Source organism: uncultured Tenacibaculum sp. (assembly GCF_947494125.1).
Taxonomy (GTDB): domain Bacteria; phylum Bacteroidota; class Bacteroidia; order Flavobacteriales; family Flavobacteriaceae; genus Polaribacter.
This window is the reverse complement of the sequence record NZ_CANLTU010000001.1, coordinates 213,874-226,447: the sequence shown is the minus strand read 5'-3', so window position 1 is coordinate 226,447 and position 12,574 is coordinate 213,874. Positions and strand designations below refer to the sequence as shown.

The 12,574-nt window shown below is 29.5% G+C and carries 12 protein-coding genes; 7 read left to right on the top strand and 5 right to left on the bottom strand.

Annotation, left to right across the window (positions count from 1 at the left end; all coding sequences use genetic code 11):
• Positions 1 to 55 precede the first annotated feature (55 nt).
• Together uvrC and Q0881_RS01010 are read left to right on the top strand one after the other, a co-directional pair.
• Positions 56 to 1,852 (top strand): excinuclease ABC subunit UvrC, encoded by a 1,797-nt coding sequence (uvrC, locus tag Q0881_RS01015; RefSeq protein WP_299156119.1) that lies wholly within the window; start codon positions 56 to 58, stop codon positions 1,850 to 1,852.
• Positions 1,849 to 4,044 (top strand): patatin-like phospholipase family protein, encoded by a 2,196-nt coding sequence (locus Q0881_RS01010; RefSeq protein WP_299156117.1) that lies wholly within the window; start codon positions 1,849 to 1,851, stop codon positions 4,042 to 4,044. The genes uvrC and Q0881_RS01010 overlap by 4 nt, the downstream gene beginning before the upstream one ends.
• A gap of 59 nt (positions 4,045 to 4,103) precedes the next feature.
• On the opposite strand, the gene Q0881_RS01005 is transcribed toward Q0881_RS01010, so the two are convergent.
• The gene (locus Q0881_RS01005) at positions 4,104 to 5,645 is read right to left on the bottom strand and encodes a ribonuclease E/G (protein ID WP_299156116.1); all 1,542 of its coding nucleotides are present in this window, start codon (positions 5,643 to 5,645) and stop codon (positions 4,104 to 4,106) included.
• A 286-nt stretch (positions 5,646 to 5,931) separates the two neighbouring features.
• Positions 5,932 to 6,225, bottom strand: a complete 294-nt coding sequence (locus tag Q0881_RS01000) for an HU family DNA-binding protein (protein ID WP_218771765.1) — start codon at positions 6,223 to 6,225, stop codon at positions 5,932 to 5,934.
• 129 nt (positions 6,226 to 6,354) lie between these two features.
• Between Q0881_RS01000 and mutY the strand changes: the two genes are divergently transcribed.
• From mutY to gldD, 4 genes are read left to right on the top strand one after another with little or no spacing between them, the layout of a single operon-like run.
• The gene (mutY, locus tag Q0881_RS00995; protein WP_299156112.1) at positions 6,355 to 7,398 is read left to right on the top strand and encodes an A/G-specific adenine glycosylase; all 1,044 of its coding nucleotides are present in this window, start codon (positions 6,355 to 6,357) and stop codon (positions 7,396 to 7,398) included.
• 39 nt (positions 7,399 to 7,437) lie between these two features.
• Positions 7,438 to 7,869, top strand: a complete 432-nt coding sequence (gene ssb, locus Q0881_RS00990) for a single-stranded DNA-binding protein (RefSeq protein ID WP_299156111.1) — start codon at positions 7,438 to 7,440, stop codon at positions 7,867 to 7,869.
• 19 nt (positions 7,870 to 7,888) lie between these two features.
• Complete coding sequence (gene gldE, locus Q0881_RS00985; RefSeq protein WP_299156109.1) at positions 7,889 to 9,190, top strand: gliding motility-associated protein GldE; 1,302 nt, start codon at positions 7,889 to 7,891, stop codon at positions 9,188 to 9,190.
• A complete protein-coding gene (gene gldD, locus Q0881_RS00980; RefSeq protein ID WP_299156108.1) occupies positions 9,183 to 9,737 on the top strand; it encodes a gliding motility lipoprotein GldD in 555 nt (184 codons plus the stop codon). Before gldE ends, gldD begins: the two co-directional genes overlap by 8 nt.
• On the opposite strand, the gene Q0881_RS00975 is transcribed toward gldD, so the two are convergent.
• The 3 genes from Q0881_RS00975 to Q0881_RS00965 all read right to left on the bottom strand — a co-directional run bounded on the left by Q0881_RS00975 (position 9,734) and on the right by Q0881_RS00965 (position 11,583).
• Positions 9,734 to 9,994, bottom strand: coding sequence for a hypothetical protein (locus Q0881_RS00975; RefSeq protein ID WP_299156106.1), 261 nt, complete (start codon positions 9,992 to 9,994; stop codon positions 9,734 to 9,736). The genes gldD and Q0881_RS00975 overlap by 4 nt on opposite strands.
• Positions 9,995 to 9,997: 3 nt before the next feature.
• A complete protein-coding gene (locus tag Q0881_RS00970) occupies positions 9,998 to 11,014 on the bottom strand; it encodes a COX15/CtaA family protein (RefSeq protein WP_299156105.1) in 1,017 nt (338 codons plus the stop codon).
• Between the two features lie 86 nt (positions 11,015 to 11,100).
• Positions 11,101 to 11,583: a heavy metal-associated domain-containing protein gene (locus tag Q0881_RS00965; protein ID WP_299156104.1), complete on the bottom strand. Its 483-nt coding sequence runs from the start codon at positions 11,581 to 11,583 to the stop codon at positions 11,101 to 11,103.
• A gap of 89 nt (positions 11,584 to 11,672) precedes the next feature.
• Between Q0881_RS00965 and Q0881_RS00960 the strand changes: the two genes are divergently transcribed.
• The gene (locus Q0881_RS00960; protein WP_299156102.1) at positions 11,673 to 12,545 is read left to right on the top strand and encodes an EamA family transporter; all 873 of its coding nucleotides are present in this window, start codon (positions 11,673 to 11,675) and stop codon (positions 12,543 to 12,545) included.
• The last annotated feature ends 29 nt before the right edge of the window (positions 12,546 to 12,574 follow it).

Here is a 12,574-nt window from a genome sequence, read left to right as displayed (position 1 = left end):
ATGTAAAAGTACGTATAGCAGCGTAAATATCTTTATAAAATTGTATTTTCGTTGTATGCCAACTTCATTAGAACTTCAAGTAAAAATACTGCCTGCTTCGCCCGGAGTTTATCAATATTTTGATAAAGATGACGTAATTATTTATGTTGGAAAAGCTAAAAATTTAAAGAAACGAGTTTCGTCTTATTTTACAAAGAATCATGAAAATGGTAAAACTAGAATTTTAGTAAGAAAAATTGTAAGAATAGAACATGTAGTAGTTGATACAGAAACGGATGCTTTATTACTTGAAAATAACTTAATTAAGAAATATAAACCACGTTATAATGTTCTGTTAAAAGATGATAAATCGTATCCGTGGATTTGTATAAAAAAAGAACGTTTTCCACGAGTGTTTTCTACGCGAAGAGTTGTTAAAGATGGCTCAGAATACTTTGGCCCTTATACTAACATGAAAACAGTGCATGCTCTTTTAGGTTTAATTAAAGAGTTGTATCCCTTACGTACTTGTAATTACGATTTAAGTCAAGAAAAAATTGATTCGGGGAAGTATAAAGTCTGTTTAGAATATCATTTAGGGAATTGTAAAGGACCTTGTGAAGGATATCAACATGAAGATGGTTATCTTGAGGATATTAGAGCAATTAGAAATATTATAAAAGGAAATTTTAAAGAGAGCTTAGAACGATTACAAAATATAATGCTTGATTTTGCTTCGGAAATGAAATTTGAAGAAGCGCAAAAAATAAAAGATAAACTAGCTTCATTACAAAATTATCAAGCTAAATCTACCATTGTAAATCCATCGATAAATAATGTAGATGTGTTTTCTATTATTTCTGATGAGACACATGGATATGCCAATTTCTTTAAAGTTATGAATGGATCTATTGTTCAGTCGTACACCACAGAAATAAAAAAGAAATTAGATGAGACAGATAAAGAATTGTTAGAGTTATTCGTTGTAGAAACACGTAATAGATTTAATTCATTATCAAGAGAAGTATATGTGCCTTTTAAGGTCGACTTAGGAGAGCATATAAAAGTTACAGTACCAAAATTAGGAGATAAAAAACGAATTGTTGAATTGTCTGAGCGCAATGCAAAGTATTATAGACAAGAACAGTTTAAGCAAATAAAAATTGTTGATCCAGATCGCCATGTGAAACGAATTATGGCACAAATGCAAAAAGATTTGCGTTTGCATGTTGAGCCGCGTCATATAGAATGTTTTGATAATTCAAACATTCAAGGAACACACCCAGTTGCAGCTTGTGTAGTTTTTAAAGATGGAAAACCAAGTAAAAAAGAATACCGTCATTACAATATAAAAACTGTAGAAGGACCAGATGATTTTGCTTCTATGGAAGAGGTTGTTTATCGTAGGTATAAGAGATTGTTAGAAGAAGAACAATCGTTGCCTCAATTGATTGTAATTGATGGAGGAAAAGGACAATTATCGTCAGCATTAAAAAGTTTAGATGTTTTAGGTCTGCGAGGGAAAATTGCCATTATAGGAATTGCTAAACGATTAGAAGAAATTTATTATCCAGGAGATAGTGTTCCGTTGTACTTAGATAAAAAATCTGAAAGCTTAAAAATAATTCAATATTTACGAAATGAAGCGCATAGATTTGGAATTACTTTTCATAGAAATAAAAGAAGTAAAAGTGCTATTCAATCAGAACTTGAGCAAATTCCTGACATAGGTAAACAGACTATAACCAATCTTTTACGTAAATTTAAGTCAGCAAAACGAGTAAAAGAAGCTACTTTAGATGAATTAAAAGAAATAGTTGGTTTTTCTAGAGCGCAAAAGATTTATCAATACTATCAAAAAGAAAAAGAATGAGAAAATTGTTACTGTTATTATTTTTACCAACGCTAATGCTATCGCAAAATCAACCTAAAATAGGTTTAGTGCTAAGTGGTGGTGGAGCTAAAGGATTTGCACATATTGGAGTTCTTAAGGAACTAGAAAAGTCTGGTTTGCAGGTAGATTATATTGGTGGTACTAGTATGGGGGCAATCGTTGGTGGTTTGTATGCTTCTGGATATTCTGCGAATCAAATAGAAGAAATAGTTCTTAATACAGATTTTGTAACATTACTTCAAGATAAAATCTCAAGAAGAGAAAAAGCACTTTTTAGTAAAGAACACGGTGAGAAATATGCAATTACATTACCAATTAAAGGGGGTAGTATTGGTTTGCCGTTAGGTTTGTCAAAAGGGCAAAATGTACTTAATTATTTAACAGAATTATTAGCTCCAGTTGATGAGATAAATGATTTCTCTAAACTTCCTATACCTTTTTACTGTATTGCAACGAATATTGAAACAGGCGGAGAGGAGATTTTAGAAAAAGGATCTTTACCATTGGCGTTAAGAGCTAGTGCAGCTTTTCCATCTTTATTAAATCCTGTAGAAATAAATGGAAAACTGTTGGTTGATGGTGGTGTAGTAAATAATTTCCCTGTGGACATAATGAGGAAGAAAAACTTAGATTTAATTATAGGTGTAAGTGTACAAGGGCAGTTATTAAAAAGAGAAGAATTATCTTCAATAGCATCTTTATTAATGCAAATTGTCAATTTTCAGATGTATAAAAAGTCTGATGAACAAACACGATTAGTAAATGTTTTTTTACGTCCAGATATCCTAGAATACAGTGTGATCTCTTTTGATAAAAAAGGAGAAATTATAGGAAAAGGAATTGAAAAAGCAAAAACATATAAGGTAGTTTTTGATAGTATTGCAAAACTTCAATTACATAAAAAGAAAAGACCAGTTCTAAAACTAAGTAAAGAAAAGTTCCAGATAGATAGAGTTATTATTAAAGGGAATAAGAATTATACTATAAATAATATTTTAGGAAAATTGCAATTAACGGAAGGAGATAGTGTTTCGTATAAAGATATTTCTAAGAAAATTAATACACTAACTGCATCTAAAAATTTTAAAAGAGTAGATTATCACTTTGAAAAATCCTTTCAAGGAAAAAGATTAGTACTTACAGTAAAAGAAGAAGAAATACAGTCTTATTTACGATTTGGTTTGCATTATGACTTACTTTATAAATCAGCAGTTTTGTTAAATTATAATTATAAAAAACTATTCTTACAAAACGATGAATTATCAGTAGATCTTGGTATTGGAGATAAGATAAGATACGATTTTCAATATTTTGTAGATAATGGTTTAGCACCTAGTTATGGCTTTAAGTCCAGATATAATACTTTTAATAGCGATTTCTTATTTGATAATAATTTAATTAATATTAGGTATGCAGATTTTAGTAATGCTTTTTATTTGCAAACCACCATGGATAAAAAATTTGCTATAGGGGTAGGTTTAGAACATAAAAACATTAAAGTAAGTTCAGAGAACATTTTAACAAGTGGACAAGAAACTGTTTTTGATTTTAGTAATTATGTAAGTGGTTACTCTTTTTTAAAATTAGATACATACAATAAAAGAATGTTTCCTACTGAAGGCTTTTATGCAGACATAGGTTTTAAGTGGTTTGTTTGGTCGGATAGAAACCATAGACTTTCAAAATTAGCAGTAGGGAGCGACCCTTTTCGCCAGTTTTCACAAGTAAAAGGAACGTTAGGTTTTGCAACTACTTTTTATAAGAAATTAACTTTTCAATATATTTCTGAAGCTGGGTTTACATTAGGTAAAAAATCTTCTCAAATGTTTGATTTCCGTTTAGGAGGATACAATCAAAACTATATAAACAATTTTACTCCTTTTTATGGGTATGATACTGGAGCATTAAATGATCAATCTTTTTTAAGGTCGGAGTTTAATTTTAGATATAAGGTTTTTAATAATTATAAACATTATGCTACTTTTATTGCAAACTATGCTCGTGTTGAAGAAAATGTTTTTGAACGAGGAAGTTTGTTTGATAATACAAAGTCAGGTTATGCTTTGGGATACAGTGTAGAAACACTTATAGGGCCAGTTGAATTAAAGTATACTTGGTCTCCAGATCATAGTAAGAAATACTGGTTGTTTAATCTTGGGTTTTGGTTTTAGGATATAAAAAAACCTCATTCTTTTTTAAGAATGAGGTTTTATTTCATAATAAGATTGCCTTACTTACTTTTTTTCTTTTTTAAAAAGAACTTGTATTGTAGGTATTGATAAGCATCTCTAGGTAATATTTTAATCCACTTTTTGTGTTGCACAAACCATTTAAAACGAATAGAGTTTACGCCTTTTGTTAAATAAGCAGCTATAAAAGGATGTACATTTAATGTGATTTCTTTATAGTTTTTACCGCTATTAACTAAGCGTTCTAATTCAGCTTCTATTTTGTCTACTAAAACAATAGGAGCTTCAACCTCTCCGTTTTTATTTGGATTTGGTTCACGTGTTTTTATGTGTAATTCAGGTCGTACACGTTGTCTTGTAATTTGTACTAAACCAAATTTACTCGGAGGTAAAATTTTATGTTTAGTACGATCTAAAGACATTGCGTCTTTTAAATGTTGATACAATTTCTGTCTGTTTTCAGCAGTTTTCATATCAATAAAGTCAACAACAATAATTCCACCCATATCTCGTAACTGTAATTGACGAGCTATTTCACTAGCGGCTATTAAATTGACTTCTAAAGCAGTTTCCTCTTGGCTTAAAGCCTTATTTGAGCGATTTCCACTATTTACATCAATAACATGTAATGCTTCGGTATGCTCTATAACTAAATAGGCTCCCTTGCTCATAGAAACTGTTTTACCAAATGATGTTTTTATTTGACGTTCAATACCAAATTTCTCAAAAATTGGTGTGTCAGATTTGTGAAGTTTTACAATGTTTTCCTTTTCTGGATATATTTCTTGTAAATATTCTTTAATTTCAACCTTTAAGGTTTCATCATTGGTTACTATACTTGTAAAAGAATCGTTCATTACATCTCTTAATATAGAAGATGCTCTGTTTAACTCACTTAATATTTTCGTTGGTGTGTTTTGATTAGCAATGCTATTACACATTGTTTTCCAACGATCAAGTGAATTTTGTAAATCTTTATCTAGTTCTGCTACCTTCTTTCCTTGGGCAACAGTACGTAAAATAAGTCCAAACCCTTTTGGCTTGATACTTTTTGCTAATTTCTTTAAACGTTCTTTCTCTTTTGGATCTGCTATTTTTTGAGATACAGATACTCTATTTGAAAAAGGAACTAAAACTAAAAATCTACCAGCTATTGATAGTTCCGAACTAATACGCGGACCTTTGGTAGAAATTGGTTCTTTTACAATTTGTACTAATAAATTTTGACCTGATTTTAGTACATCATTAATACTTCCGTCCTTGTTGATGTCATCATCAAAACGGAAGTTTTTTAAAGTGAATTCTTTATAATTACCTGTGCTTACTTTCTTAATGAATTTATTCAAAGATTGTACTTGTGGTCCTAAATCATGATAGTGTAAAAAACCATCTTTAGGATACCCAACATTTACAAAAGAAGCATTCAATCCAGTCATTACTTTTCCTATTTTAGCAAGGAAAATGTCACCAACTGAAAATTTATTATCGCTTGTTTCTTTATTTAATTCAATAAGTCTACCATCTCTTAATAAGGCGAAATCAATATCAGAAGAATTTGAACGAATTATTAATTCTGTTTTCATTCTGAATATGGTTTTGTGCCAACGAATTAACGTAGACGGGTTAAATTTGTAAACAGGTATATATTATATACCATTTAAGGTGTTAAACCTTAATTAATGTCAATGAACGTAAGCTATAAAAGCAACGAAAAAGTAAGCGTTAGCTTACTTTTTCTTATGACGATTTGCTCTTGCTCTTTTCTTTCTTTTGTGCGTAGAGATCTTTGCTCTCTTTCTTTTCTTACCACTTGGCATAGTTAAAATGTTTTATAAAACCTCTATTTTAAAGGTTTTGGTTAATATTGTTTTATTCTTTTACAGATACTTTAGTCTTAACACCCTCTGTAAATACTTTTGAAGGTTTGAAAGCTGGAATGTTATGTGCAGGTATTTTAATGGTAGTGTTTTTAGAAATGTTTCTACCAGTTTTTTCTGCTCTAGTTTTGATGATAAAGCTACCAAAACCTCTTAAATATACATTATCTCCACTCTCTAATGCATCTTTTACTTCGTCCATAAATGCTTCAACAGTTGCTAAAACATCTGCTTTTTCAATTCCACTCTTATCTGAAATTTTAGATACGATATCTGCTTTTGTCATTCTATATATATTTTGAATTTATTTTTAAAAATGAGGGTGCAAATATATGATAATTAATCTATTCCGAAAAAAATAAGAATAAAAAAATCTAAATAAAATGCACTATTTTCGTCTACCCAATTTACACAAATGATTTTATCTAACCAATTAATATACTGGTATTTACAAAATAAAAGAGACTTGCCTTGGCGAAAAACTAAGAGCCCATACAAGGTTTGGTTAAGTGAAATTATGCTTCAGCAAACTCGAGTAGCTCAAGGTTTACCGTATTTTTTAAAGTTTGTAGAAGCATTTCCAACGGTATTTGATTTAGCAGAATCTAAAGAAAGTACAGTGTTAAAATTATGGCAAGGATTGGGGTATTATTCAAGAGCAAGAAACTTACATTTTACATCGAAATATATAAGTGATGAACTTAATGGTATTTTTCCAAATAACTATAAAGAGTTATTAAAACTTAAAGGAGTAGGGGATTATACAGCTTCTGCCATTGCTTCTATTTGTTATGACGAACCAGTAGCTGTTGTTGATGGAAATGTATATAGAGTTTTGTCTCGTTTTTTTGGAATAAATACAGCAATTAATAGTACTAAGGGAATAAAAGAATTTAAGGAGTTAGCAGGAACTCTAATTGATGCATCTCAACCAGGAACATATAATCAAGCAATTATGGATTTTGGAGCTTTACATTGTAAGCCTCAAAATCCATTATGTAATGCATGTCCATTGTCAGAAAGTTGTGTAGCTTTAGAAAAAAACTTAGTAAAAGAACTACCAGTAAAAGAAAAAAAGCTTAAAATTAAAAAACGTTATTTTAATTATTTAGTAATTGTTACTGAAAATCAGAAAACATTATTTAATGAAAGAATAGGGAAAGGAATTTGGCAAGGTTTGTATGAGTTTCCTCTTATTGAGACTAAAAAAGCTGTTTCAGAAAAAGAATTAGTGGAAGATGAACAGTTTTTAACTTTGTTTCCAAATAAAACAACAATGTCATTATTTAACAATGAAGATATTGTACATAAATTATCACATCAGCATTTATTTACGAAATTTTGGATTATAAAAACAAAGAAAGTGAGTCAGAAAACTATAGAGTGGAATGAGATTAAAAAGTACCCAACACCTATATTGATAGATAAGTTTTTAAATGAATATCTAAATATGAAATAGTAAATTTTGTATATTTGATTTTACACAAATTTTTTAGCTATGGCAGGAACAATTAATAAGGTTATTTTAATAGGTCATTTAGGAGATGAAATAAAAATGCATTACTTTGAAGGAGGTAATTCTGTAGGGCGTTTTCCTTTGGCCACTAATGAAACATATACGAATCGTCAAACGGGAGAGAGAATTACAAATGTTGAATGGCATAATATTGTAGTGCGTAATAAATTAGCAGAAATTTGTGAAAAATATTTAACAAAAGGAGATCGTGTGTATTGTGAAGGACGTATTAAAACACGTCAATACGAAGTAGATGGTCAGAAGAGGTATACCACAGAAATACAGGTGCAAGACATGACTTTTTTATCAACCAAAAAGGATCCTAATGATGCACCACCAAATGTAAATCCAACTCAAGAGAATATCAAAGCTCCAAATGTGGCTCCACAAGAAGATGATGATTTACCATTTTAGTTTAATTAAAATTTAAAAATTGGATCCAGAACCCGAACATTTATTTTTAGTATTATCAAGTGTCGATTTATTAACAACTCTTAACTGTGTATTACTACTCTTTTTGTTAGTTTGTTCAGCTTTAATTTCAGGTACAGAAATTGCTTTTTTTTCTATATCACAAACAGAACTTGATGAGTTAAATTCTACTTCAAAAAGTGAAAATATAGTAGTGAAGCTTCTTAAAAAGCCAAAAAAACTATTAGGAACTATTTTAATAACAAATAACTTTATTAATATTCTAATTGTTTTAATATTTGCGTCTTTAGGAGAGGTGTTTTTTAAAGGACTTTCTGGAGGAGTGAAATTTTTTGTAGAAGTAGTTTTTGTAACGTTTTTAATTTTGTTATTTGGTGAAGTGTTGCCAAAAGTATACGCAAGTAGAAAATCAATGCAGTTTGCTAGTTTTATGGGAAGACCATTACAATTTTTAAATGTTGTTTTAACTCCGTTAAGTACTCCTTTAATTAAATTAACAAGTGTTGTTGAAAATAAATTAGGAAACAAAAACAATAATCTTTCAGTAGAACGGTTGTCACAAGCATTAGAGTTAACATCTGAAGGAGCAACAACTAAAGATGAGCAAAAAATACTAGAAGGAATTGTAAATTTTGGGAATACAGAAACTGTACAAATCATGAAGCCACGAACAGATGTTTGTGCTATACCTGACGACGCTTCATATGAAGATGTTTTAAAAATAATTTTAAAGAATGGGTATTCAAGAAATCCTGTATACCATGAGAATATAGATAATATTAGAGGAGTTTTATATGCAAAAGATTTATTAGAACATTTGAATAAAAAAACATTTAAATGGCAAAAGTTAATTAGAGCACCTTTTTTTGTTCCTGAAAATAAAAAACTTGATGATTTATTAAGTGAATTTCAAGAACAAAAAAAGCACTTAGCTATTGTTGTTGATGAGTATGGGGGAACGAGTGGAATTGTTACATTAGAAGATGTAATTGAGGAAATTGTAGGGGATATAAACGATGAATTTGATGATGATGATTTGACTTATTCTAAACTAGATGAAAACAATTATATTTTTGAAGGAAAAATAACGATTAAAGATTTTTGCAGGGTTTTAGAAGATGAGGATGTTGATAAATTTGAAGATGCAAAAGGAGAAAGTGAAACGATAGCTGGCTTCATTTTAGAAATATCAGGTAAGTTTCCTAAGAAAGGAGAGAAAATAAATTTTAGTAAGTATACGTTTACTATTGAAGTGATTGATAAGAAACGTATAAAACAAATAAAAGCAACACGGAATGCATAAATTTTTAGTGCTAGTTTTATTGGTATTATTAGTAAGTTGTGGTGATGAAACTTTGCCAAAACCTAAAGGGTATTTAAGTTTAGAATATCCAGAATTGGGTTATAATAGATTAAATAATAGTAGACCGTATCGTTTTGATGTGGCAAAAAACACTGCAATTAAAAACTTGCCTCAAAACTGGTTAAAAGTACGATACCCTAAATTGAAAGCTTCGGTTGATATTACGTATCGTCCTGTGGATAATAATTTAAGAGAGTTGTTAATAGAATCTGAGAAATTAGTTTTTGAACATGCTATTAAAGCAGATCAAATTACAGCTCCAATAGAGTATTCTAATCCCGATAAAAAAGTATATGGGAGTGTGTATCAAATAATGGGGAATGCTGCTTCTCAAGTACAGTTTCATGCAACAGATAGTTCTAAGCATTTTTTAAAAGGCTCTTTGTTTTTTTATACTAAACCTAATTACGATTCTATTTTACCAGCAGTTGAATATATTAAAAATGATATGATTCATATGATGGAAACTTTAGAGTGGAAAGATTAAAAAAGGGAGCGAAGTACTATAAAAATAATAGTATAAAAAATGATGTCTAGAACTCTCGCAGTATAAGACTGTTTTAGTTTTTTATCGAAATTAAATTTTTTAAACCGATCTTCTTCAGTATTATTAAAATCATTTGTGGGAAAAATACTTATTTCTCCTCTTGAGATATTAATGGGCACAAAGAAAAAGCCTAACCATTCTTCAGTAGTTAAAGAAGTCATTCTTCGTTTTTCTTTATTCCTTTCTTCTTGGTTCATAAATTAAAGCTTCCTACTCTGTAGCCATAAATAAAACTGTAACCCAAATAAAATAGCTCCTGCTAGTAAATGTATAGCTTGAGTACCTAAAGGGAATTCTGCATAGTACATTAAAATACCTGTAATAGTTTCTAAAAAGATTAAGAAGATAACCCAATTGATAAGCTTAAAACCTAAGTTTTTAATTTGATTTAAATAAAATATTCCAAGGTTTACCAATACAATAGCGATAGTAAATGAACGGTGGAAATAAAATTTAAAGCTAGGTTTTAATAAGCTAAACTGTTTGTTTTCGAATCCAAATAATTTTACTTGTTCGTCTATAAACTGACGAACTTGAGTCCCCATTGCAATTTGAATTAATGAAAAAACAGCAGCTACAATTACTAGTTTGCTAAATAGAGAATTGTATTTATATGTTGTTTTTTTGCGATCAGAAACTATATGTAATAGCCATAATAGCAGGGCAATAATAATTAACCCAGCAACCATATGAATAGTTATAATAGTGGGTTTTAAGTTTGTGTCAACCACAGTTTTTCCCAGCCAGGCTTCAAAAAGCATTAAAAGAAATGCACCAAAAGCTAATAGCGTAATTTGTTTTTTTTCTTTCCAAAAAGAAAGCGAAGTAAAGATTAAAAGCAAGAAAGGTATTCCTGCTAATGCAGAAGACAATCTGTTTATATATTCAGTCCAAGTATGGTATTTATTAAACTTTGCATAACTGTGCTTTGTGTATTTAACCCAATTATTGCTGTTGAATTTATTAGTTGTTTTTATATCATTTTCAGCAACGAATAAAATTTCACTTTTTATAATAATCATTCCTTCTTCATACTCTGTATTAGGTTGCCAAGTTATTTGTTCTTCAGAAGTAGGAGGAATATAATAACCAAAACATTTTGGCCAATCAGGACAGCCCATTCCAGACCCTGTCATACGAACAACCGAACCTGCTAAAAAAATAAGATATACCGAGATTAATGATATTTTTACTAGAAGAGGAAAGTGTTTTTTCATTAGAAGAAAAGTTTTTACAAAGATAATGTAATCCATAAAAAAAGCCCCTCATTTGAGGAGCTTGATTTTATAAGTTTAAAAAAGAATTATGCTTTTTTAGTTTCACCACAGCATTCTTTTTTACAATCAGTAGCGCAAGCTTTTTTGTCACTTTCGTCTTTATGACCTTCTTTTTTAGAACAACCTTCTTTCTTGCAATTTTCAGCACAAGCTTCCTTAGTTGTTTCAGAAGCTTTATACATATCTCCACTTCCAATTCCTTCTACAAAAGCAATTAAGTCAGCTTTATTAGTAATGTTGGCATCATATTTTACAGTAGCAATGCTATCATTAAATATAACTTTGGCATCTAAGACACCGTCTTTTTTAGATAAATCAGAAGCTATTTTTTTAGCACATCCTATTTCACAAGTCATTCCAGAAATGTTTAAAGAAAGTTCTTTAGCATTCGCAGCTACTTCAGTTTTAGGAGTTTTGTTAGTTTCTTCTTTTTTTGCTTCGTTTTTACATCCGACAGCTAAAAAGCTAACAAAAGTTAAGGCTAAAATTATTTTTTGAATTTTCATCATTTCTATTTATTAGGTTATTTGGCAAAGTTATTAATAAAATCAAAAAAATAAATGAAAATAGTCGATTTTTGCCATTAAATGAATTGAAAATGAGTAATAAGCAACGTAAATGGTTGTATTTAGTTATACTTTCACTTGTTTGGGGAAGTTCTTTTATTTTAATAAAAAAAGCACTTATTGGTTTAACACCAATTCAATTAGGGGCATTACGAATGTTAATTACCGCTGTTTTTTTATTGATGATTGGATTTAAAAGTATTCAAAGAATTCAAAAAAAACATTGGATTTATATTTTATATACTGCTTTGTTGGGAACTTTTTTCCCATCCTTTTTATTTGCCTTTGCTATACAGGGAATTGATAGTTCTATTTCAGCAATTTTAAATTCATTAACACCATTTAATACTTTTATTTTTGGAGCTTTAGTTTTTGGTTTTACCTTTAAGAAAAAACAATTTATTGGAATATTAATTGGATTAATCGGTACGCTTATTTTAATATTAAAAGGAGCAGATTTGAATCCAAATCAGAACTATTGGTATGCTACACTGGTTATAATTTCTTCTATCGGATATGCCTTTAATGTAAATATAGTAAAGAAGTATTTATCTGATTTAGATGCATTGGCAATAACAACAGGGAATTTTTTATTATTAATAATACCAGCTTTATTAGTTTTGTTATTTTCTGGTTTTTTCTCAACTTTTGAAATAAATTCTCAAACAACAAATGCATTAGGGTATATTACAATATTATCTGTTGTTGGTACAGGAATAGCAAAAGTATTGTTTAATAAAATGGTACATCTTTCATCACCTATTTTTGCATCTTCCGTAACGTATTTAATCCCTATCGTAGCTGTTATGTGGGGGATTATAGATGGAGAAAAATTAAATGTAATTCAATTATTAGCTGGAGGTGTTATTTTACTTGGTGTATGGCTGGTGAATAAAGCAAAATAAAAAGAGCCAAAACGTAAGTTTTGGCTCTT